We start from the raw sequence: 22,472 nt of genomic DNA, 5'->3' as shown, positions 1-22,472 counted from the left end.
CGCTGTGACCGGCGCGGATGCGGGGGCGACCGGGTGGGCCTTCACTGGAGGGAGACAGTTCCGCGCAGGCTGAAGGGCTGGAGGCGACATGGCCGGTTACCGGACGCGGTGGGCGGTCGCGGCGGCCCTGGTGGGGGTGGTCGGCGCCGGTTCGGTGGCCTGCGGGGGCGGTGAGGACAGCCCGGGGGCGCAGGTCAGTGAGGCCGTCTCCGCGGTCCCGGACCTGTGGGCGTCCGCCACGGCGGAGGCCCAGCGCAGGTTCGACGAGATCAAAGGGGGCATCGACGCCAAGAAGGACGTGACGCTCGGTGACCCGGTGCGCGGGCGGGACGGGCGTACCACCGTCGAGGTCGATGTGCGCAACACCGCCGACCGTACGCGGTCCTTCCTCGTGCAGGTCGATTTCACCGACCCGGACGGGGGCTTCGAGGACGCCGTCGTCGTGACCGTGTCCGACGTGCCGGCCGGGAAGAGCGGGACGGGCACGGCCCGCAGTACGCACGAGTTGCCGGGTGACGTGCGGGCGGAGGTGGAGCGGGCCCTGCGGTACTGACGGGCAGGACGGTGATCGGTGTCACCCGTGTGGGCTAGTTCTCGGGCGCACCGACCGGACCGAACCGTCCAATGGACGGGACCGCGAACGGACAGCCACGGCCGAGCGACGAGGCGGCAGCGATGAGCGAGACAGTCGGACCCATGGGCGCGATGGACCCGGTTCACCCAGTGCCTACCGGCGACCACGACCCCATCGCCTTCACCGAGCACGACTACGCCGTCCGGATGCGCCGCGCCGCCCGTGACGCGGCGGCCGCCGGACTGTCGGGGGTGCTGGTCACGCCGGGACCGGACCTGGCCTGGCTGTGCGGGTACCGGCCCACCGCGATCACCGAGCGGCTCACCCTGCTCGTCCTCACCCAGGACTCCGAGCCCCGCCTCCTCGTCCCGGCCCTGGAGCGGCCGGACGCCGCGGCCGCGCCGGGGGCGGGGGCGCTGCGGATGACGGAGTGGCGCGACGGACAGGACCCGTACGCCGCCGCGGCGGGGCTGCTGCGGCCGGGCGGGCGGTACGGCGTCGGGGACGCGACCTGGGCCCTGCATCTGCTCGGGCTCCAGGAGGCGCTGCCGCTGACGACGTACCGCGCGCTGAGCGTCGTACTGCCGATGCTGCGGGCGGTGAAGGACGCGCACGAGGTGCAGCGGCTGGCCGCGGCGGGGGCGGCGGTGGACGCGGCCTACCGGGAGATTCTGGCCGTGCGGTTCTCGGGGCGGCGGGAGGCGGACGTGGCCGCCGAGCTGGCGCGGCGGCTGCGCGCGCACGGGCACAGTCAGGTCGACTTCACCGTCGTGGGCTCGGGGCCGAACGGGGCCAACCCGCACCATGAGGCGGGGGACCGGGTGATCGAGGACGGGGACATGGTCGTCCTCGACTTCGGCGGGCTCAAGGACGGGTACGGCTCCGACACCACCCGGACCGTGCACGTGGGAGAGCCGAGCGCCGAGGAGCGCAAGGTGCACGACATCGTGCGGGTGGCGCAGGAGGCGGCGGTGCGGACGGTGCGGCCGGGGGTGCCGTGCCAGGAGATCGACCGGGTGGCGCGGGCGGTGATCGAGGAGGCCGGGTACGGCGAGTACTTCATCCACCGCACCGGACACGGCATCGGCGTCACCACCCACGAACCGCCGTACCTCGTCGAGGGCGAGACCCAGCCGCTGGTGCCGGGGATGTGCTTCTCCGTGGAGCCCGGGATCTATCTGCCGGGCCGGTTCGGGGTGCGGATCGAGGACATCGTGACGTGCACGGAGGACGGAGTGCGGCGGCTGAACAACACGCCGCACGAGATGGCCGTCGTGGAGTGACCCTCGGCCCGGTCACTCCGGTCCGGTGACCTCCACGCAGGCCGGACGCAGCAGCTGGTCACCGACCCGGTAGCCGGGCCGCAGGATCGCCGTGCAGGTCGGGCGGGGGCAGCCCGGGGAGACGTGGTGGGCGAGCGCCTCGTGCCGGGACGGGTCGAAGGGGTCGCCCACCTGCCCGAACGCCACCAGGCCCAGCGCGCCGGTCTGGACCTCCAGCGTCTCGGTGATCTCCCGCAGCCCCGGTGTCATCGGCTCGTGCGCGCACGCCCGGTCCGCCGCGTCCAGCACCGGCAGCAGCCCGCGCAGCACATTGGCCACCGCGATCTCCCGTACGGCGAGCCGGTCCCGCCGCACCCGCTTGCGATAGTTGTCGTACTCGGCCTTCACACGTTGCAGGTCGGCGGTGCGCTCGGCCAGCTCCGCGCGGGTGCTCCCGCCGGAGGGCTGGGTTCCGGCCATCCCGGCCACCTCCTCGCCCATGCGAGCTGTGCCTACCAGCCCTGGGTAAGCCGAGGGCAGCGGCTTGTCAAGGGGAGGCCGACCGGGGTCGGTCAGCGGCCGAGCCAGACCGTGGTGTCCGGTCCCAGGCGCCCGTCGGGCTCCAGGGGCGCGCTGGACAGCAGCGGATCGCCGGGCGGCAGGGGTACGGGCCGGCCGGAGAGGTTGGTCAGACAGCGCCAGCCGTCGCAGCGGACGAAGTGCAGCACGCCGGGCGGAGTGTCGTCGGCCCAGGTCAGCGACTCGCCCTGGAGCAGCTTGCGGCGCAGCCGCAGGGCCGTGCGGTACAGCTCCAGGGTCGAGCCCTCGACCCCGTCCTGGGCCTCCACGGCGTACGACGCGAAGCTCGCCGGCTGCGGCAGCCAGGCGCCGCCCGCGCCGAAGCCGTACGACGGACCGGTCGCCGTCCACGGCAGCGGCACCCGGCAGCCGTCGCGGCCCTTGCGGACACGGCCCGTCTGCTCCCAGATGGGGTCCTGGAGGACGGCGGTGGGCAGGTCGGCCACCTCGGGCAGGCCGAGTTCCTCGCCCTGGTAGACGTACGACGATCCGGGCAGCGCCAGCATCAGGAGCGTGGCGGCGCGGGCGCGGCGCACGCCGGCCGCCGCGTCGACGGTCGGGGCGTTGCCGCCGGACAGCAGCCAGGCGTCGGGGTCCGTGCCGGGCGGGAGCATCAGGCGGGTGGCGTGGCGGATGACGTCGTGGTTGGACAGCACCCAGGTGGCGGAGGCGCCGGCCGCGTGGGCGGTGGCGAGGGAGTCGGTGATGACCTCGCGGAGTTCGTCGGCGTCCCAACGCGCCTTCAGATACTCGAAGTTGAAGGCCTGGCCGAGTTCGTCCGGGCGGGCGTACAGCACGCGGCGGGCGCCCGGGACCCAGGCCTCGGCGACCGCCATGCGGGGCGGGGAGTAGGCGTCGAGGATCTTGCGCCAGTCGCGGTAGATCTCGTGGACCTCGTCGCGGTCGTAGAAGGGGTGGCTGCCCGGGGGCATGGTCGCGAGGGCCGCCTCGTCGCTGAGCTCGGGGGCGCCGAGGTCGCGCAGCGGCTCGCCGAGGTCCTTGGCCAGGGCGTGGGCGACGTCGACGCGGAAGCCGTCGACGCCGCGGTCGGACCAGAAGCGGAGCGTGGTGCGGAAGTCGGCGCGGACCTCCTCGTTCTCCCAGTTGAGGTCGGGCTGCTGGGGCGCGAAGAGGTGCAGGTACCACTGGCCGTCGGGGACGCGGCGCCAGGCGCTGCCGCCGAAGACGGACTGCCAGTCGGTGGGCGGGAGTTCGCCCTGGGCGCCGCGGCCGTCGCGGAAGACGTAACGGTCGCGGGCAGCGGAGCCGGGGCCGGCGCGCAGCGCCTCCTGGAACCAGACGTGCTGGTGGGAGGTGTGGTTGGGGACGATGTCGACGAGCACCTTCAGGCCCAGACGGTGGGCCTCGGCGGCCATCGCGTCGAAGTCGTCCAGGGTGCCGAGGCGGGGGTCGACATCGCGGGGGTCGGCCACGTCGTAGCCGCCGTCGGCCAGTTCGGACGGGTAGAAGGGGCTGAGCCACAGGGCGTCGACGCCGAGGGCGGCGAGGTGGGTGAGGCGCTGGGTGATGCCCTTCAGGTCGCCGAGGCCGTCGCCGTCGGCGTCGGCGAAGCTGCGGGGGTAGACCTGGTAGATGACGGCCTGGCGCCACCAGTCGGGGCTCTTGGGGGAGAGGTCGGGAGTGGTCACTCGGGCTCCTCCTGGGGTGGGCTGCTCTGCGATCGGTCCGCTCTGCGGTCGGCCTGCTCTGCGCCGGACGATACGAGGACTTTGTCCACAACTCCGGAAGGACGAACGTCGGCGTGTGGGGGCGCGCGAGGAGGGGAGGGGGGCATTCCGACTGCGGATGAATGGTGATGTCCCGTTAACTCCCAGGTATTTCCCGCAGGTTGACAGGGTTCTGCCGAGCGTCCCACCATGTGCTCACACCGTGGCGCATGTGACCAGTGAGCCCGGTGTTCCTCCACTTTTCACTCACCCTCTTGCACATCCATGTGCATGCCACGATGGGATACGCATGTCCATAGCGAGACGTGTCACCATGCGCCGCCTGCTGGGGACGGGCGCCGCGTCGCTCGTGCTCTGCGCGGCCTCCGCCTCCGGTGCCTGGGCCACCGGGTCGCCGGGTGGCGGTGACGGCTGGGAGTCCGGCGGCCAGTACAAGCCCGGGACCGGGGCCGGGACGGTCACCGAGACCGACCGTTGCCAGTTCTCGCTCGACGGCGCGAACTTCCACGACTCCGTCAAGGTCGACGACGTCAGCCTGCGGCCGACCGACGACGGCAAGGTCCACATCAAGGTCCGTACGGCCGGGGACGCGACGACCTGTACGGCGTCCCTCGCGTCCTACCTCGCCCACGGGGCCACCTTCGCCACGTCCGGTGAGCAGGTGTTCATCGACTTCGACACGGTGACCGTGAAGCCGGGACAGACCGACTCGCTCGACATCGCCGTACCCGACGCCGGGTGCTTCGCGCAGGTCGACCTCTACCGCGGGGCGGTGAAGTACGACGGCGTCTTCGACGTGGAGGACGGCTTCGAGCACGGTGAGCTGCCCAAGGGGCCGGACCGGCCGGTCATCAAGGACAAGCTGATCGCCGCGTGGAACGGCGGGACGAAGGACTGTACGACGACGGCGACGCAGCCGCCCGCGACGACACCGCCGACGCCCACCTCTCCGCCGTCCGCCACGACACCGCCGGAGACCGAGGAGCCGTCGACGCCGGCGCCGGAGACGACGCCCGCGGAGAGCGAGCCGGCCAGTGAGACGCCGTCGAGCGGGTCGCCGAGCACGGAGCCGGCGAACGTGCCGTCGGCCGCCGGCAACAGCGGGGACCTGGCCGAGACGGGCGCCGACAGCAACACGACGCCGATCGCGGTGGGCGCGGCGGCGCTGCTCGTCGGCGGCACCGCGATCGTCCTCGCCACCCGCCGCCGCCGGGCCTCCGGCCGCTGACCCCATCGCCCACCCGCCAACCGACTCGGTCGGTCGGTGGGTGGGCCTGTCAGGGCGTGGGCGCTCGGTTCGCAGGCCGCCGACGTGTTGCACCGGCCTTGACGTCAGCCCAGGCAGAGGACCAGTACGCAGAGCTGGGGTGACGAGGGTGGCGTCGTCGGTGCGGGGTTCGTCGTCCCGGGGGTGGTGGGCTCCGTGCCGGCGTCGGCCGGGGGCGAGCTCGGCTGGGGCGTGGCGGGGGTGGCGCTGGGGGCCGTTTCCACCGGGGGTACGGGGGTGACGGACCGGTGCTGCGGGGCCTGCGGCACCGTCGTCGGGGCCGTCGGCACGGAGACCGGCGTCTCCGGGCGCGCGCTGTGCGGAGCCGGGGTCGTGGGGCGCTGCTGCGAGGGGTTCGTGGTGGAGCCGGAGTCCGGGGACCGCGGGGCGCTCGGCCGGGGCGCGGTGCGCTGCTGCTCCGGCTGGGTCGCCGTCGGACGTATTCGCTCGGCCGGCTGCCGACCCGCGATGTCCAGGGTCAGCTCGTCCGGCGCGGCGGCCGCCTGGGCGCGGTCGGTGGGCGTGCCGCGGTCCATGGTGGTGAGGGTCAGTCCGCCGCCGACCAGGGCGACCGCCGTCGCCACCAGCGCCCGGCGCTGGCTCTTCTTCCAGCGGACCCGCTGCCGACGCCGGGCCGCGCGACCCTCCGGCGAGGGGGCCGGCTCCTTGATCGCCGGGGCCGCAGGGGCGTACACCGGCTCCGGCTCGGTCTCCTCGCGGGCGGCCGGTGCGATGTCCGGAGCGTAGGCGCCGCATCCGGGGCACACCAGGGCGCCATTGAGATGCCGACGGCACGAGGAGCAGTAGTCCATCTGCCAGTAGTCCATCCGCACGGTCTTCCTGAGTCGACAGCCCCCGAACGGCCAGCAACGGTAACGACGGATTCCGGCCACTGTGTGCAGCCTGTGTGACGCTCCTGCACAGATTCGCCGGGGGTGAAGCGGCCCGCCGGGCCCGCCCCAGGCCACCTCTTCGCGTGAAGTTCGGCCCCAACAGGCAACCCACGCACCGGTTTTACCTGTCTCACAGGGTGCTCACAGAACTCTCGGGCGCCGGGCGCGTGGGGTGCGTCGGTACAGCGGTGGCCGGGGCGACGTGGGCTGTCCGGTCCGATGCCGCCCACGGGCGGCACTCGCAGACGAGGAATCGATGACCAGTCAGCAACACCGCAATCGCGTGAAGCGTTCGGCGCTCGCCGCCGGCACCGCGCTCACCGTCGTCGTCGGCGGGGCCGCGGTCGCCTCCGGGGCCGACCCGGCGAGCACCACGCCCGGCAAACCGCAGCTCAAGCTGATCGCCGCGTCGAAGTCCGTGACGCTGGATCGCTGGGAGGGGGAGCCCGGGGTCTACCTGGACCTCGGGACGTACGTTTCGGTCGACAACGCGCCGCTGGAGTTCAAGGTGACGCGGAAGTCGTACAAGGACCCGGTGGTCGCCCAGCAGGTCCTGCGCAACGGAAACAGTGTCCAGACCAAGAAGCTGCCCGCCGGGCTGGTGAAGGACTTCTCCGGGCTGCCCGGCTTCCTGGAGGTGTCGGTCAAGGACGCGGCCGGCCAGGAGGTCGCGAAGTCCAAGGGCACCTTCTGCCCGAACAACGCCTCGGGCCGGATCCGCCCGGACGCCCCGGCGACCTCGCACTACCCGGAGAGCTGCCCCACGAACCCGTGGACGCTGGGCTCGGTGTGGGGCGTGGAGAAGGGGTGGGCGTCCAACTCCAGCACGGTCGACTACGACAAGCCGGTGGATCTGCCGGCCGGTGAGTACACGGCCAAGGTCGCGGTGGCGAAGAAGTACCGCGACCTGTTCGGCATCCCGAACGACCAGCCGACGATCAAGGTGACCGTACGGCAGATCAGCGACGGCGGTGGCGGCGAGGGCGTGGCCGCCTCGCGCTCCGGCGCCCAGCACGGCGGGCACGGGGGCCATGCCGCGGGTGGTCATGCCGCGGGCGCTCATGCCGCGAGTGGCCATGCCGCGGGTGGACATGCCCACCACTACGGCCCCCGTGGCGCCGACGCTCCCACTCCGCCCCAGCTGTCGCACGCGCTCGAGGACCGGGGCCGTGCCTCGCACCTGGGCGACGGGCCGGGGCACACCGACGGCTCGCGGATCGCGCCCGCGCTGAAGCCCAACGCCAAGCGGCCCACCGGGCGCGCGGGCGTCCCGGCGAACGTGCCCAAGCCCGACCTGCGGTCGCTGCCGGCGTGGGACATCGCGATCACGGACGGCGAGGACGGGGACGTACCCGGCAAGGACTACCTCGCGTTCAGCGCGAACGTGTGGAACGCCGGGCCCGCGCCGCTCGTCGTGGACGGGTTCCGCAGCCCGGGCGCCGACCTGATGGACGCGTACCAGTACTTCTACGACGCGAACGGCAAGCAGGTCGGCTACACGCCCACCGGCACGATGGAGTGGGACCCGCGCATCGGCCACGAGCACTGGCACTTCACCGACTTCGCCAGCTACCGGCTGCTGAGCGAGGACCAGACCAAGGAGGTGCGCAGCGGCAAGGAGGCGTTCTGCCTGGCCAACACCGACGCCATCGACTACACGGTGAAGAACGCCAACTGGCACCCGTACAACACGGACCTGTCGACCGCGTGCGGCCAGCAGAACTCCATCTCGGTCCGTGAGGTGCTCGACGTCGGCTCCGGCGACACGTACACCCAGTACCGTCCCGGCCAGTCCTTCGACATCACCGACCTGCCGAACGGCACCTACTACATCCAGGTGATCGCCAACCCGGAGAAGCGCCTCAAGGAAACCAATCTCAACAACAACGTCGCCCTCCGCAAGGTCGTCCTGGGCGGCGAACCGGGCGCCCGCACGGTCAAGGTCCCCCCGCACGACCTGATCAACGCCCCGTAACCACCCCGACGAACGCCCCCGGCTCCCACACCGGGGGCGTTCCCCTGCACGGCAACCGCTGCCCCGCAAAAAATGACCTCCGCGTTTCTTCCGCAACACCTGAGCGTTGGTCCCTTTGTGCACTGAGCGATGCCCAGCAGACACGGTCGCCGAGCCGGTCGTCTCCCGTGGGCAGGCGAACGGAGAATGCTGTGCGAATGACCGACATCCAGCGCTGCGAGATCCGCCCCGGGCGGCTCGTGGAGTGGAAGCTGCATCCGGCGGCCGTCGAGGCCGCGGCCGACATGCCGGAGGACTCCCGGCCGCCCGCGTACGTCCAGGAGTCGCACGTGCGCACCGCGCGTTCCGTGCGTCAGGACGGCCTGTTCGTGCCGACCTGGCTCGGCGCGGCGTTCGACGTCCCGGGCCGGGTCGATCTCGACGTACTCCAGGAGGCCCTGCGGGCCTGGACCCTGCGCCACGAGACCCTGCGCAGCGGCTTCCGCTGGATCGGCGACGACATGCGGCGCTTCACGCTCGACGCGGACGCGGTCGTCCTGCACCGCCAGGACCGGGGCGCCTTCGGCGACGCGGCCAAGCTGACCCGGTATCTGCAGGACCGGTTCGACACCGTGGCCGACGCGCTGAGCTGGCCCAACTTCATCTACACCGCGGTCGTCCGCGACGACGGCACCAGCGTCTACATGGCGTTCGACCACAGCAACGTCGACGCGCACTCCATCCACCGCATCCCCGCCGAGATCCACGAGCTGTACGCCTCCGCCCTCGACGGCCGCCGCCTCGCCGCGCCCCCCGTCGCCAGTTACGTCGACTTCTGCGCCCTCGAACGCACCGAGGCCGACCGCCTCGACGACACCCACGAAATCGTCACCCGCTGGCGGGAGTTCATCGCCCAGTGCGACGGCAAGCTGCCCAACTTCCCCATGGAGCTGGGGCTCGACCCCGAAGGGCCGCTGCCCACGCAGAAGTTCATGCAGGAGATGCTCGTCGCGGACGCCGACGCCGCCGCCTTCGAGGCGTACTGCCGGCCGTACGGCGGCAGCCTCGTCGGCGTGCTCGCCGCCACCGCGCTCATCGTCCGCGAGCTCGGCGGCCAGCAGGTGTACCGCACGGTCGTGCCCTTCCACACCCGGGTCCGCTCCCAGTGGTCGGACTCCGTCGGCTGGTACGTCGGCGGCGCCCCGATCGAGGTCCCGGTCGCCGAGGCGCCCGACTTCGACAGCGCCCTGCGCATGGTCCGCACCGCCCTGCGCGAGAACCGCCCCCTGTCCCGCAAGCCCATCGCCCGCGTTCTGAAGCTCCTCGGCGCCGACTTCCGCCCCACCTCCCCCGACCTGTACTCGATCGTCTCCTTCGTCGACGCCCGCGCCACCACCGGCTCCGAACGCTGGCAGGACCTGAAGGCCTACGGCCTGATCCGGGTGTCGTACGGCGACCAGGTCTGCGTCTGGCTGACCCGCCTCCACGAGGGCCTGCAACTGGCCAGCCGCTACCCGGACACCGACGTCGCGCGCAAGAACATGCGGCTGTTCACGGAGCGCCTGCGGGAGTACGTCGTCGCCGTGGCCCGCGAGGCCCTCGTCGCCGGTCACTCCGGCGTACGCCCCGCACCCCACGGGTAGTGGACCGATGTGGCGGACCCGGGGGAGCGAGGGCTGGACGTGGCGCGCGTCGCCGAGATCATCGTCGGCGGGTCGCGGGGGCGCCCGGGGCGGCGCGGCTCCGGGTACCGGGTGACCACCGCATGCGTGCTGACGGCCGCCCATGTCGTCGCGCCCCCGAGCGGCTCCGTGCGCGTGCGTTTCGACGCCGACCGGCCCGGTGAGTGGAGCGCCGACGCCCGCGTCGTGGCGCTGGAAGAGGCCGCCGACGTCGCCCTGCTGGAGCTGACCGGCGTCCCGCCCGGCCTGCCCGCCGTCCCCGCGCCCCGCTACGCGGCCGTCCCGGACGCCGACGTGGTGGTGCCCTTCAGCGCCATGGGCTTCCCCCGCTTCAAGCTCCGCAGGGACACCGCACACCCCCGCGACGACGGCTCGCCCGGCCAGTACCGCGACTCGTGCCATGTCTCCGGCACCGTCTCCGTGCTGTCCAACCGCCGCGAGGGAACGCTCGAACTGGCCGTCGTCGTCCCGCCCGCCGACGTCGAACCGGACCGTTCGCCGTGGGAGGGCATGTCCGGCGCGGCGGTCTGGTGCGGGGGCGCGGTGATCGGGGTGGTGAGCGCGCACCACCGCGCGGACGGACTGGGCCGGCTCGCGGCCCGCCGGGTGGAGCGGTGGTACGACGTCCTGTCCCCGGCCGCGCTGGACCGGTTCGGCCGGTACGCCGGACTGCCCCCGCGCGCCGGACTCGGCTCCGCCGACGGCACCGCGGCTCCCCGCCCGGTCACCCCGCTGACCGGACTGCCCGGCGAACTGCCCCTGCGGGAACTGGTCGACCTCGTCGACGCCCTCACGGCCCTGCCCATGCTGCGGAGCCCGAACGGCATGACCCTGCTGCTGGACAGCATCAGCGACCGGATCACGGCCAACAGCCCCCGCGACCCCCGGCTGCGAATGGATGTCTACGGCGTCGTGCGCACCTGCCTGCGCTACCCGGGCACGCTCGACCAACTCCTTGAGGCGGTACGGCTGCTGGAGGGGCCGTCTGCGGAAGTGGAGCGGGTCGACGGGGCCGCCGCCCGGCTGGCCGGGCGCTACCGGTGACGTGATGTCGCCCGGGCGGCCGGGATGTGGGGTTTCGACTTGTGGCCTGCTGGGTCATGATGGTTGGGAGCCGACAGCGCGCTGACTCGTAGGCACGGGAGGGGACTTGGCAGCCGTGGAGCAAACGATGCCTGCCGTCGAGTCTTGTCTCGTCGACCTGTCGGGGGTCTCCCTGCAAGCCCTGCGCTCCATGGACGGGCCGGACTTCGCCGAGTCGCTGGAGCGGCTGCTGCACCACATCGACGGACCCCAGGGCATCACGGCCTCGAACTACAACGGCTCCCGTGTCGACGGCCTGACGGGATGACCGAGGTGCGGTGGGGGATCCGTGGCCGCTGACGCCACGACGAAGGGGAACCACCTGCCCTTCCACCGGCTCTCGACGGCCGGCGTCCGGGCCCTGGCCTGCGGCGAGGGCGACAACGCGGTGGTGGAGGCGTTGTTCGGCGCGGAGCGCAGCCGTCGCCTGCTGCTGATGCGGGCCCTGCACGACGCGCTCACGTTCACCGGGGACGACACCGGGTCGGTGCCGCACGCCGAGGCCTGGGCCCTGCTGGAGCGCGCCCAGCGGGCCGCGCCCGAGGTGTGCGAGGACATCCTGATGTCCCCCAGCACCGGCCTGTGGGTCTCCCTCGCGGTGCGCGCGGCCCGGGGGTGGGCCGGGGGCGAGGACGACGCGCCGAAGTGGGTGGTCGTCGGGTATCTGTCCGCGCTGGCCGCCGCCGCGGGGGCGCGGGCCGGGCTGGACTTCTCGATCACCGTGCCGGTGCGGCACGGGCTGGTGCCGCTGCCCACGCTGGGCTGCGCGGTCCTGCCGGAGCGTCAGCCGTGGAGCACCGCCCGGGTGACGGCACACGCGGGGCGGCTGCGGGTCACCGGGGCGGGCGGGGACGTCGAGGTCGCGCCCGGGTGGGAGGTGCGCGGGCCGGGCTGGCTGCCGGTGCGGCGGCTGACGCTGGGAGCCGGCGGGACGGCGAAGCCCCTCGTGCTGGAGGAGCTGGACCCGTACCGGACGTTTCCCCGGCCGAGCGAGCCCCGGCCGATGCCGGAGGAGGAGGCGGCGTCCTGGTCGGCACTCCTCGCCGAGGCCTGGGAGATCCTGCGGCGCGACGATCCGGTGACCGCCGGGGCCATGCGCCGGGGGCTGATGTCGGTGGCGCCGACCTCGGCGAGAGAAAGGTTTCGGCCGTTCAGCTGCACGTCGGCGGCCGCGTTCGGCGGCGTCGTCGCCTCCCACCCGGACGACGCCGTCCAGCTCGCGGCGACACTCATGCACGAGTTCCAGCACATCAAGCTGGGCGCCCTGATCAACCTCGGCCCGCTGACCGAGCCGCCTGGCGGCCCCGCGCCGTCGGAGGAGCTCTTCTACGCGCCCTGGCGCGACGACCCCCGCCCGCTCGGCGGTCTCCTCCAGGGCATCTACGCCTTCCTGGGCGTCGCCCGCTTATGGCGTGCCCACCGCCACACGGCCGACCCGGCGGATGTCCCGCTGGCCCATTTCGAGTTCGCCCTGTGGCGCGGCCAGGTGTGGTCGGTCCTCGACGAGGTGCACGACCACGAGACGCTGACGCCGCTGGGCCGGTACGTCCTGGAGCGGCTCCGTGAGCGCTGCGCGCAGTGGATGACGGACGAGGTCCCCGCCGCGCAACTCCGCCTGGCCGACTGGGTCTCGGCCGACCATCTCGCCCGCTGGCGCGCCCACCATCTGCGCCCGCCCGCCGCGGCCGTCCAGGAGGCGGTGCGAGCCTGGCAACAGGGCACCGCACGCCCACCGTCCGCCCTGGCCGCCCCGCCCGCGCTGGTCCCGGACACCGAGGTCCGCTTCCTGGACACCGCGGCCGTCCTGGCCCGGCACCACCTCACCGACCCCGAGGGCGCCTGGCGTACGGCGGCCGGAACCGTCGAGGGCGCCGACCCGGCCGACGTCCTGCTGATCGCCGGCCGGCACGAGGCGGCCCGGGACGCCTACGCCGCCCGCCTGTCCGGCAAGGAGGCCCCGGTGTCCGCCTGGGCGGGCCTGGGCCGGTCCCTCACCACGGACCCGAACCACCGACGGGCGGCCCGCCTCCTCCTGCGCCATCCGGAACGCGCACGGGCCGTCCAGGACGCCCTGGCCGCCACGACAGGGCGCGCCGCCGACCCCGTACGGCTGGCGGCGTGGCTGGGGCAGGACCTGGGGGACTAGTCACCCGCCCGGCCTCGGCCCCCGGCCACGGTGGGGCTACAGCGGCAGTGGGTCGATGTCGCAGTTCGCCCGCAGTCCCTCCCGGAACTGGGCCGTCGCCGGGTGGCCCATGCCCGACTCGAATTCCTGGCGGGGGGCGTCCAGGACACGGGTCATGCGGTCCAGGGTGTCCCGGCGGAGGTCGGCGGCCTGATCCTCCGCGCCGACCGACGCGAGGTCCACCGACAGGTTGGCCGCGCACATCAGGGTGGTGGGGTGGTCCTCGCCGAAGGTGGACCGGCACAGGGCCAGGGTGTCCTCGCCACGACGCCGGGCCTCCTCGTGCAGGCCGAGGGCGGCGAGGTCGCTGGCCAGGTTGATCGCGCAGATGAGGGCGAGCGGGTGGCCCGCGCCGAGCCGGTCGGCGAGGGAGGCGAGGGCCGTCTCGTCCAGCCGGCGTGCCTCCTCCGGTTGGCCCAGCAGACGCAGCGTCACGGCCAGGTCGACATCGGCGGAGAGCACGTGCGGGTGGTGCTGGTCGTAGATCTGCCGGTAGCCCTCGCACGCCTTCAGGCCACGGGTCCGGGCCGCCTGCAGGTCGCCGTTCTGCCGCAGTGCCACCGACAGGGTGAGGGCGGCGGCCAGCGACTGGGGGTGGGTGTCGCCGTAGCGGCGGGTGAACTGGGCGTGCGCCTCGGTGGCCAGTTCCAGCGCGCGCAGGTGGTCGCCCTCCTTGCGGCAGGCCTCGCTCAGCTGGCGCATGGTCTCGATGGTGGTGGGGTTGCCGTGGCCGAACATGTCCCGGCAGGTGGCCAGGATGGGTTCCTGCAGAGCGCGCGCGCCGACGTAGTCGCCGGTCTCCCGGACGTCGGTGGCGACGCTGTTCTCGGTGATCAGGGTCCGCCGGTCCTCGCGGCCGAGCAGCCGCAGCTTCAGGGCCAGCGTGCTCCGGTCGAGTTCGAGGGCCTGGCGGAAGTCGCCCGCGTGGCGCAGGCTCACGCCGAAGTTGTGGGCGATGTTGAGAGTGGTCGGGTCCTCCTCGCCGAAGGCCCGGTGGGCGCGCTCGTAGGCGATCCGGTCCAGCTCGGCGCCGGTGGCGAAGCGGCCCTCGACCCGGCGCACGGCGGCCTCCAGCTGGAGCGCGTCGAGCGCGTCCTCGCGGGTGTCCTCCTGGTCGGCCGGCGCGGTGCGTTCGTACACCTCCCGCAGGTGCGCCACCAGCCGGGCCGCGTCGTCGAACCGGCCCACGACCCAGTACATGTAGCAGAGCCACTGGCCCATGAGCAGCGTCTGCTGGTCCTCCTCGCCGAAGATGGCCAGCCAGGACTGCCAGGCCTGCTCGGAGAAGTCGACCGACACGTCGTGGTCGCCCCAGAAGTACAGGTACTCGGCGATGTTGCGGACCAGCTGACGCACCCACGGCTGGTCGGACTTCATCGCGTCGGAGGCGATGACATGGCTGTAGAGCTCCGCGTACCGGGGCCAACTGGCGGGGCTCACCGGCGTCTTGGGGTCTGCGGCGGCCAGCAGGGTGTGGGCGCCGTGGCGCATGCGGGACTGCTCCTCGGGGGTCATGCGGTTGTTCAGGACGAGCTGCACCAGGCGGTGCATCTCGATGGAGTTCGTACGGTGGTCGATGCGGGCGAGGGAGTAGCGGTTCACCTCCCTTATCGCCCGGGCGAGCCGCATCGGGTCGTTCAGCGCCGCGTCCAGCTCGGGGAAGATGCTGCTGTTGCCGAGGCCGGAGAAGATCGAGCGGGAGATCGGGTCGGGCGCGAAGTAGGAGCACAGCTGGAGCAGCCGCAGCGCGGCCGGGCTGCGGGTCTCCAGGTGGTCCAAGGAGACGTTCCAGGCGGCGGCGACGGGGAGTTGGTAGTCCGGCGGCGGGGCCACTTCGAGCAGCTCCATGCGCTTGTTCTCGAACAGCCGCAGATACTCCGAGGCGGGCATCCCGGTCTCCGCCCGCCAGGCCGCGGCCTGTTCCAGCGCCAGCGGCAGATCGCCGAGCGCCTCGGCCAGCGCGTCGGCCTCCTCGTCCCGCAGCGGCGGGCCGGAGCGGCGCAGCAGCTCCTTGCTCTCCTCGCGGGTGAACACGTCCACTTCGAGGGAGCCGCCGACCTGGCCCCAGCGCCGGTTGCGGGAGGTGACGAGGATGGTGCCGTTGCCGCCCTGCGGGAAGTAGTGGCGGACCTGCTCGGGGTTGTCGGCGTTGTCGAAGATGAGCAGCCAGCGGGAGTACGGCCGTCCCTCGCGCAGCGCCTCACGGACGGCGGGTCCGGCGATGTTGGCCTCGGTGGTGGTCACCAGGCCGAGCCGCTGGGCCAGTTCCACCAGCGCCTGCCCGATCTGGCCGGGCCGCTCGGCGGGGATCCACCACACGATGTCGTACTCGGACTGGTGGCGGTAGGCGTACTCGATGGCCAGCTGGGTCTTGCCGACGCCGCCCATGCCGTGGATCGCCTCCGGCAGGACGGTGGTGGTGCCCTCGCGCAGCCGCTGGTCGAGCAGCTCCAGCAGCTCGGTGCGCCCGGTGAAGTTCGGGTTGCGCGGCGGCAGGTTCCCCAGACCCGCGGCTGTGTCGTGCGGTCCCCCATCTCCACCGTGCGCTGGGGCGTTGTCGACATCTCAGAGGCTCCTTCGGAGGCGGTCCGGGGTTCGGTGCCGGTGGCGGGTTCGGCTGCCGCGGGGGCCGAAGCGGACGGTGCCGGTCCGGTCGCTGCACGTCGTGGTTTCTCCAGGCTGACCGCGTAACGCCGATCGTGCCAGCTCAGCACCTGCGCCAGCATGGCGGCGCGCTGGTCGTAGCGGCCCGACAGGGCGCGCAGGGCGGTCAGCTCGACCCGGAGGAAGGCGATGTTGCGGCTGCCGACGTGCGGCATCGCGAGGGTGTCCAGCGGCTCGTCGGGGGGCGGCAGCAGGGTGCGGGCGATGTCGTCCGCGGCGAACAGGGCGCGCACCTCGCGCAGCACCCGGGCGGTGGCGCTGCGCCGCCCGAGCGCCAGCAGCTCCTCGCGGATGTCGGGGGCGAAGGCGAACGCCACGTCCGCCGGCCCCTCGCGGTGCTCCCAGGTGGGCCGTACCAGGCCGCTGATCAGCAGCTCGGAGACATGGACCGGTCCGGCGTCCGGGGTGGTGGCGACGATCCGGCGGATGACGGGCAGGCTCAGCGGCGCGGCGGCCAGCCGGGTCGCCAGGGCGAATCCGGTGGGGCTGGCGACGGCCCGGAAGTCGGAGACCCGTTCGGCGGCGGGCAGGGTGCTGAGCGGGTCGGGCAGTTCCGCCGCCCAGGGCAGCGCGCGGGCCGCGTCGGGCCTGCTCTTCCACTCGCGGGCCTGAATGGCGGACAGATCCAGCCATTCGGGCTCCGGCCCGGACACCAGCCGGGTGAGCGCCGCCGCCCACGGCCCGGTCAGCGCCAGCACGGGTACGACGACGGTGGCGCCGTCCGGTTCCGTACCGGCCTCGTCGGTGTCGCGCGTGATTGCCGGGGGTTCGCGCTCCTCCCAGTCCCAGGCGCTGTTGGCGGCCCAGCCGTGCGGGGCGCGGATCCGCACCCGGTACACGTCCAGTCCGGTGCGGAACCACAGCTGCTGCGGCAGCAGATGCACCACGGCGACCGGGCAGGTGCGTCCCCAGTCGCGCAGCAGCGGCTGGACGGCGCCGAGCCGCCAGCCGGCCGCGAGGCCGTCGGTCAGCACCAGCACCACACGGCGCGCGTTCCTGGGCGCCGGGCCCAGGGGCTCTTCCAGGCTGACCCGGGCCGGGTCGGTCTCGTCGGTGCCGAGCAGCCGTAACACCCGTACGCGGGTGAAGGAGCCCGCCCGTTCGAGTTCCTCGACCAGGTCGTCGTGGACCGTCTCGTACCACACCCGCATGGTGGGGTGGGTGTCGATGACCAGAACCGCTTCCGCGGGTTCGGGTCCGCCCGGCTGCTGTCCGAGCCGGCTCAGGACATGAGCGGCCTCACGGCGTGCCCGTGCGGTCTCTCCCGGTCGCCGGCCATCGTCATCATGCATGCGTGCCCTCAAGGCGTCGTAGTGACGATGAGCGGGTGGCCAGGTCCCGCGTTCCCCCGACATGCGTGACAGCCACGGGCAAAGCCTTGCAGCGGTTCCGCTCGTGAAGCAAGTGCGCACGGGGGCTCGCGCAGGGTGCATGCGAAAGCATGACGGAAGCAGTGAGGCCGACCTGAAACACAGGCGGGCGGATACGCGCACGCTCGTTCAATTCGGGTCACCCTTCGGCTCGCGGGCGGGCGTTCCGTGCACCTGACGACCCGGTCGGCCGGTCACCGTGCGCATGGGCGGGTCCCGGGGGCACGGGTCTGCGTTCCGGGTCGTCGAGCAGGATCGCCAGATGGCGTCCCACGTGGTTGTCCCACCCCTCGGGCCCCATGGCCAGCGCCTCCTTGCGCCATCTTCCGGTCCGCTCCAGCAGACCGGCGAGCCCTCGGTCCTGCACGATGTCGGCGACGGCCTCCTTGAAGGCCGGGTCGGAGCAGTCGCCGCGGTGCCAGATCATGGCCGGGACACCCGCCCGCAGGCCCGCGAGGTACTCCCGGCGGCCGGCCACCGAGTCGGTGCCCGGCGGTTCACTGAGCACCAGGCAGACGGCGTGCTCGTCCTCCTTCAGCTCCCGCTCCAGATGGAAGTGGGAGTGGCCGGGCCGGTTCCAGTAGGAGTGGGTGTCGGCCGGGCGTTCCTTGAAGTGCCGCCACTTGTTGTGCCAGGGGCGGTGCCAGGCGGCTCTGCGCAGCCGCTCGAAGCTGCGCACCAGGACGGCGTAGTCCATCACCAGCGGGGTCGGGGTGGGGGAGTCGGACTCCTTGTGCCACCACTCGACGGGTTCGCCGAGCAGTTCCCACGGGAGGATGAACTCCAGCACCACCGGCTGACGCAGATCCGACCAGCGTTCCTCCGTCTGTTCGATGAGCTGTTCGACCTCGGAGGGGAGTTCGTCGCGGTGCAGATGCAGGGTCTCGCCCGGCACCGGATGCCAGCTCTCCGCGTCCGACTGCCGCCAGTGGGAGAGGTAGTAGCGGTCGCGGTCCACGCCGTCCGGCTCGAACTGGATCATCAGATACGCCGGCATCAGCGAGGACGCCACCGGTTCGGCCACGCCGGCCGCGCGCTGCCACTGGGCCATCTTGTCCTCCAGGCCCCAGGCGCGGGCCTGGAGGCGGTTCCAGCGGCGCAGCCGCTCGGCCGCGTCCATCTGCCCGTCCTCGACCAGTTGGTCGGCGGCCAGGGACAAGAACGCCATGCTCACCGGCAGTTCCTTCGCCGCCGAGTTGGCACCGGCCAGCCGCAGGAACACCGCCCAGCCCGTGTCGCACCACGGCGGCAGCTCCTGGGTGCGCGAACGGCTCGCCCGGCGGGCCATCGCCGCCAGCGTGGACGCCGAGCGGATCTCCTCCAGCAGCGGCCGCAGCGGATGCAGATCGGCCCCGTCGAAGAAGTCGACGGCCTCCCACTCGTCCACCAGCCGCCACAACGCCGTCACGGCGGTCGACTGCTGCTCCACATAGCCCAGACAGCGCACCAGACAGGGCAGCCCGTCCGGGACCCCCGCGCATTTCTCCACCAGGTGCAGCAGCCAGGGCCGTAACGCCTCGCCGCGGGGCGGCTCGACCGGCGCCCCGAGTTCCTGGCCCAGCATGGTCACCAGCAGGTCCGCGCTGCTCGTGTGCCGCAGGGTGGACGACTCCTGCAGCACGTCCACGACATCGGCCACCAGCTCGTTGCGAACCCGCGCAGGGCTGCGCCCTTCCACCCCCGTGACCTCCCGACCGCCACCAGTCCCGCCTGAGTTACCACTGACAGTGCCGACCAGCGTACGGCCAGTCGTCCCCCCACGTCAGGGGGTCGAAACGAGCGTGCTGCTCAGCGTTCCCCTTCCGCCTCGTCGCCCGTGATCAGCACGTGGTGGTGGGTGCCGTCCGGGTCGACGAGCTTCGGCTGCAGGGTCAGGCTGATCCGGTGCGTCCGGGACGACTCGACCCGCGCCTCACCGCCCGCCTCCACCACCCAGAACCGCACCTTCCCCCCGGCCCCGCCGGTCCGCCCCACGGCGACGGTCGCCTCGATCTCCACGGGCCCCAACTCGAACCGCACGGGCCCACCGCCGCCCCCGGCCAGCGCGGAGTTCAGCTCCTGCCTCAACTCCCGGATCATTTCGGCTAGTTCGACCATGTCGGGATCCTAGCGGCGGATGGGAAGGGGAAGCACCAGTTCCCGCCGGCGACTCAGGCGCGGCCCCGGCCCGAGCGCAGGGCCTCGACCGCCAGTCGGGCAGGGTGGGCGGGGTCTCGGTGGGTCCGGTTGTCCACAGCCTGTTGACGGTGGTGTCCGAGTCATGAGTAGGAGTGGCGCCGTCGCCCGTCGCCTCCGGGACGACCACCAGGCGGCCGTCGATGCCGCTGCCGGACACCACTCCCGGCAGCCGCTTCTCGACGGGGCGCTCGCCGCGGGTGTCCTGCTCTCGGCGATCCCGTCGGCGCTGCTCGGCACGGGCTTCCTCGACGACGCCTGGCCGGCCGGCCCGCCCCGGCTGCTTCCGGCCCTCGCCGCCCCACTCCTCGTCACGGCCTTCGTCGCCGACGAACACCCCACCTGCCAGGCCCTGCGCACGTGATCGTGGCACGCGAGTAACCGCCAGGACCTGGCGGGGAGTTGTCGGCGGTGCCCCGGTGACCTGGGCGGTCAGTCCCGGCTCAGAGTCCGAACTCCTGGGGGGACAGGCCCAGCACCGAGCACGCCTCCCGCAGCACCTGCTCCTCCGCCGGCGCGACATAACCGTCCGCCCCGGCGATGACGAAGCCGGTCTGGACGACCGCTCTGGCCTCCGCCGGCTTCTTCGCCGCCTTGGCGATCTCCTGCAGGACCTGCGTCTTGCCCTGCGGGAAGTCGAACGCCAGCCGGTCCACGTGCTGGTTGAAACGCTGGCGCAACTGCTCCGGCGGGAAGTTCTGCAGGACGTCGTTGCTCAGGATCAGCGACTCCATGTGCTGCCGCTCGGTCGGGTCGACATGCCCGTCGGCGGCCGCGACCAGGGCGCACATGGCCATGCTGGCGTCCCGGAAAGCGCCGCTCTTCAGCTCCGTCTTCAGGGAGGTGAGCTGCGACTTGAGCGTGCTCACCAGCTGGGCGCGCGAGCCGCCCGAGGAACCGGAACCCGGCCTGCCGTGCCCACCGTGTCCGCCCTGTGCGCCGGAGCCACGCGCGCCCTGGGCCTGCTGCTGCAGGCTCTTGGCCTGGTCCTTGATCCGATCCCACATAGCCATCCGTGCCACCTCGGCTTCAGCCGTGTCGTTCCGGTCGCCGGCGTGCGTCCGCACCCGTCCTCCTGGCAACGCCTGCCCCATCCCAGGAGTTCCATGACCGCGCCCGGACGGCCCAAGACGAGTGACGCGGATCACACGCAGTGGAGCGATCACTTGCTCGCCCTCCGGCAGTCATAACGTGCGACAAACGCAGGATCTCCGGCAGAGAAGGACGCGACCGCCATGACCGCACCCGTGAAGGGCCCCGCCAGCTACTTCCCGTCGATCGAGAAGAAGTACGGCCGTCCCATAGCGGAGTGGAAGGACCTGATCCGCGCCTCGCCCCTGGCCAAGCACATGGAGCTCGTCTCCTGGCTCAAGTCCGAGCACGGCCTGGGCCACGGACACGCCAACGCGCTCGTGGCACACACCCTCGCCGAGGACACCGGCAAGTAGTCCGGTCGCGGGCCTACCCGGCCCGGGCGCCTACCGGGAGGTGGCGCCCTGCCTCGGGATGATCCGCGCCGAGGGGTTCCGGTCGGGCGACGACGAGGAAGACGCGGCGTCCGGGGCCTCCCGGCGGACCTTCTGGGACACGGAACCGCCCGGCTCGTCGGTCGCCGGGGAGGGCGGCCGCGAGCGGTGCCGGGGCAGCGTTCGCCGGGGCGGACGGGTCAGGGTGATCTGTCGTACCAGCTGCTGAAAGCACGCCAGCGCCGCCAGGCCCGGCAAGGCCGCCGTCACCGTGTCGACGACCGTCCTGGGCGCCTGCGCCACGCATAAAAGCATCGCCGCGGACGAAAAGAAGAGAATCACACACCAGGAGTGCACTGCCCGGCGTTGGTGCAGCGCGGCGCGCAGGACGGACAGCGAGGCGACCAGCCACGGACCGTAGATCAGCAAGGGCCACAAGGAAACAATGCCGTTGTGTGTGCGGGAAACGGAAAGGCGCAGCGGTTCGTAGACGGCCAGTCCGCCGAAGAAACTCACGCCGCATGCGATGACCGCCGCCAGGGCGGCCATGACCCGGCTGGCTGCGCGAAAGGCGTTCATACCGCCGCGTTCCCGCGGCTTGCGGTGGCCTTTCGGGGAATCCCTCAGCGGTGGTAGTTCCGCCGTGATCTCCTGCAGATTTCCCAGCGGTGTGCCGGGTGCCGGAGCGGTGACCGAGGCATCCGCCGGGGGGACGCCGGAGGTCTCCTCCGCCAGCGCGTCCTGGAGCATGTACGCCAGCTCCTCGGCGGGATCCCAGGCGGAGTCCGGTGGAACCAGGGGGTTCGAGAACGCTTCGGCCGGACCTCTGTGCCGGCCGGTGCCATGACCCTGCGCATACATAGCGAATTCTTGCTATTTCGCCGGAGTGAAACCGGACGAGCCCTGTGACCTGATCCACCGGCGGGCGAGATCGGCTTCCAGTTCGGCCATGACATCCAGAAAATGGCGGAGAATCGGCTCGGTGGCCCGAAGTGCGACCGGCGGCCCGTCTTTGGTGAGTGTTCCGTTGATGCCGGCCGAGCAGTGCGCAGGGGCGGGAATGTAAGTGTAGGGACCCAGCGTCACCGCATGTCCCGCAGCCCTGCCCCCTCGCTGCTGACTCGCCAACAGGCCGAAAATCCCGTCCCTGGTTGCCTTGGTCATATCCAAACTAACGGCACCCCATTCCGCCGGATGCGTAGCAAACGGGTGAAGGATCAGCGTAATGAAACGATTTCCCCGCCCGGAATAAACCGATGACTCGCCTTACATTCCGTATCCCGTCGATGTGAGCTGGATCACGGGCAACGGGTGCTCTGGTTCGTCCGGCCGAAGGTCGCCGAGGGGGCGCCGGAGGCGTACGTCCGCAAGGTGCTGGTGCGCGCCGCCGCCCGCTCGGGCCGGCGGCTGTGGCGGGGTGAACGCCCCGTCGAGCAGCTGCCCGCGGGTGCCCGGTGGGCACGGCCCGGTCCCATGCCGCAAACGCCGGACGCGTCGCCGGCCACGTCCACCGCACCCGCGCTCACGGGGGAGATCGCCACGACCACGCCGCCGTACTCCACTTCACACCCGCCGTCGGGCACACCGAGCACGGCCACATCGCCGACTTCGACGACCTCGCAGGCTCACC

General features: G+C 72.4%; 18 protein-coding genes and 2 pseudogenes. 10 read left to right on the top strand and 10 right to left on the bottom strand.

Going from position 1 to position 22,472, the window contains the following annotated elements; all coding sequences use genetic code 11:
* The first annotated feature begins 88 nt into the window (after nt 1-88).
* Together I2W78_RS18355 and I2W78_RS18350 are read left to right on the top strand one after the other, a co-directional pair.
* Nucleotides 89-553: a hypothetical protein gene (locus I2W78_RS18355; RefSeq protein WP_196461357.1), complete on the top strand. Its 465-nt coding sequence runs from the start codon at nt 89-91 to the stop codon at nt 551-553.
* Between the two features lie 152 nt (nt 554-705).
* Nucleotides 706-1,857 (top strand): aminopeptidase P family protein, encoded by a 1,152-nt coding sequence (locus I2W78_RS18350; RefSeq protein ID WP_196464615.1) that lies wholly within the window; start codon nt 706-708, stop codon nt 1,855-1,857.
* A gap of 12 nt (nt 1,858-1,869) precedes the next feature.
* Here I2W78_RS18350 and grpE read toward each other — a convergent pair whose 3' ends face one another.
* Together grpE and I2W78_RS18340 are read right to left on the bottom strand one after the other, a co-directional pair.
* Nucleotides 1,870-2,316 (bottom strand): nucleotide exchange factor GrpE, encoded by a 447-nt coding sequence (gene grpE, locus I2W78_RS18345; protein WP_196461356.1) that lies wholly within the window; start codon nt 2,314-2,316, stop codon nt 1,870-1,872.
* A gap of 92 nt (nt 2,317-2,408) precedes the next feature.
* Nucleotides 2,409-4,064, bottom strand: coding sequence for a glycoside hydrolase family 13 protein (locus I2W78_RS18340; RefSeq protein WP_307783711.1), 1,656 nt, complete (start codon nt 4,062-4,064; stop codon nt 2,409-2,411).
* 328 nt (nt 4,065-4,392) lie between these two features.
* Here I2W78_RS18340 and I2W78_RS18335 point away from each other — a divergent pair, with 328 nt between their 5' ends.
* On the top strand, nt 4,393-5,331 hold the full coding sequence (locus tag I2W78_RS18335) for an LAETG motif-containing sortase-dependent surface protein (RefSeq protein ID WP_196461354.1): 939 nt from the start codon (nt 4,393-4,395) through the stop codon (nt 5,329-5,331).
* A 104-nt stretch (nt 5,332-5,435) separates the two neighbouring features.
* Here I2W78_RS18335 and I2W78_RS18330 read toward each other — a convergent pair whose 3' ends face one another.
* Complete coding sequence (locus tag I2W78_RS18330) at nt 5,436-6,197, bottom strand: SCO2400 family protein (RefSeq protein WP_230885498.1); 762 nt, start codon at nt 6,195-6,197, stop codon at nt 5,436-5,438.
* Between the two features lie 322 nt (nt 6,198-6,519).
* On the opposite strand from I2W78_RS18330, the gene I2W78_RS18325 reads away from it, so the two are divergent.
* The 4 genes from I2W78_RS18325 to I2W78_RS41420 all read left to right on the top strand — a co-directional run bounded on the left by I2W78_RS18325 (nt 6,520) and on the right by I2W78_RS41420 (nt 13,128).
* Nucleotides 6,520-8,238, top strand: a complete 1,719-nt coding sequence (locus I2W78_RS18325) for a lysyl oxidase family protein (RefSeq protein WP_196461352.1) — start codon at nt 6,520-6,522, stop codon at nt 8,236-8,238.
* A 197-nt stretch (nt 8,239-8,435) separates the two neighbouring features.
* Nucleotides 8,436-9,860 carry a condensation domain-containing protein gene (locus I2W78_RS18320; protein ID WP_196461350.1) on the top strand — a complete coding sequence of 475 codons (1,425 nt, stop codon included), beginning with the start codon at nt 8,436-8,438 and terminating at the stop codon, nt 9,858-9,860.
* A gap of 9 nt (nt 9,861-9,869) precedes the next feature.
* On the top strand, nt 9,870-10,943 hold the full coding sequence (locus tag I2W78_RS18315; RefSeq protein WP_196461348.1) for an effector-associated domain 2-containing protein: 1,074 nt from the start codon (nt 9,870-9,872) through the stop codon (nt 10,941-10,943).
* Nucleotides 10,944-11,271: 328 nt separating this feature from the next.
* Nucleotides 11,272-13,128, top strand: a complete 1,857-nt coding sequence (locus I2W78_RS41420) for an HEXXH motif domain-containing protein (RefSeq protein ID WP_196461346.1) — start codon at nt 11,272-11,274, stop codon at nt 13,126-13,128.
* Between the two features lie 36 nt (nt 13,129-13,164).
* Here the strand turns inward: I2W78_RS41420 and fxsT are convergent, their stop codons facing one another.
* The 4 genes and pseudogenes from fxsT to I2W78_RS18295 all read right to left on the bottom strand — a co-directional run bounded on the left by fxsT (nt 13,165) and on the right by I2W78_RS18295 (nt 19,298).
* Entirely contained in the window at nt 13,165-15,615 is a 2,451-nt protein-coding gene (fxsT, locus tag I2W78_RS18305; RefSeq protein WP_230886343.1) for an FxSxx-COOH system tetratricopeptide repeat protein, read from the bottom strand.
* A 443-nt stretch (nt 15,616-16,058) separates the two neighbouring features.
* Nucleotides 16,059-17,123 (bottom strand): annotated as a pseudogene (locus I2W78_RS41165) (SAV_2336 N-terminal domain-related protein); the annotation flags it as partial.
* Nucleotides 17,124-17,340: 217 nt separating this feature from the next.
* Complete coding sequence (locus I2W78_RS18300) at nt 17,341-18,840, bottom strand: VMAP-C domain-containing protein (protein ID WP_196461342.1); 1,500 nt, start codon at nt 18,838-18,840, stop codon at nt 17,341-17,343.
* Nucleotides 18,841-18,989: 149 nt separating this feature from the next.
* Nucleotides 18,990-19,298: a trypco2 family protein gene (locus I2W78_RS18295; protein WP_196461340.1), complete on the bottom strand. Its 309-nt coding sequence runs from the start codon at nt 19,296-19,298 to the stop codon at nt 18,990-18,992.
* Nucleotides 19,299-19,461: 163 nt separating this feature from the next.
* Between I2W78_RS18295 and I2W78_RS18290 the strand changes: the two genes are divergently transcribed.
* Entirely contained in the window at nt 19,462-19,740 is a 279-nt protein-coding gene (locus I2W78_RS18290) for a hypothetical protein (protein WP_196461338.1), read from the top strand.
* Between the two features lie 79 nt (nt 19,741-19,819).
* Here I2W78_RS18290 and I2W78_RS18285 read toward each other — a convergent pair whose 3' ends face one another.
* Nucleotides 19,820-20,389 carry a tellurite resistance TerB family protein gene (locus tag I2W78_RS18285; protein ID WP_196461336.1) on the bottom strand — a complete coding sequence of 190 codons (570 nt, stop codon included), beginning with the start codon at nt 20,387-20,389 and terminating at the stop codon, nt 19,820-19,822.
* 222 nt (nt 20,390-20,611) lie between these two features.
* Here I2W78_RS18285 and I2W78_RS18280 point away from each other — a divergent pair, with 222 nt between their 5' ends.
* Entirely contained in the window at nt 20,612-20,824 is a 213-nt protein-coding gene (locus tag I2W78_RS18280; protein ID WP_196461334.1) for a DUF4287 domain-containing protein, read from the top strand.
* 30 nt (nt 20,825-20,854) lie between these two features.
* Here I2W78_RS18280 and I2W78_RS40535 read toward each other — a convergent pair whose 3' ends face one another.
* Together I2W78_RS40535 and I2W78_RS18270 are read right to left on the bottom strand one after the other, a co-directional pair.
* Nucleotides 20,855-21,592: a hypothetical protein gene (locus I2W78_RS40535; RefSeq protein WP_374222679.1), complete on the bottom strand. Its 738-nt coding sequence runs from the start codon at nt 21,590-21,592 to the stop codon at nt 20,855-20,857.
* Between the two features lie 123 nt (nt 21,593-21,715).
* Nucleotides 21,716-22,006 carry a hypothetical protein gene (locus I2W78_RS18270; RefSeq protein WP_230885496.1) on the bottom strand — a complete coding sequence of 97 codons (291 nt, stop codon included), beginning with the start codon at nt 22,004-22,006 and terminating at the stop codon, nt 21,716-21,718.
* Between the two features lie 150 nt (nt 22,007-22,156).
* On the opposite strand from I2W78_RS18270, the pseudogene I2W78_RS40530 reads away from it, so the two are divergent.
* Nucleotides 22,157-22,285, top strand: a pseudogene (locus I2W78_RS40530) (SigE family RNA polymerase sigma factor); the annotation flags it as partial.
* Between the last annotated feature and the right edge of the window lie 187 nt (nt 22,286-22,472).

This window comes from Streptomyces spinoverrucosus (genome assembly GCF_015712165.1).
Lineage (GTDB): Bacteria > Actinomycetota > Actinomycetes > Streptomycetales > Streptomycetaceae > Streptomyces > Streptomyces spinoverrucosus_A.
This window is presented reverse-complemented; position numbering and strand designations above follow the sequence as displayed.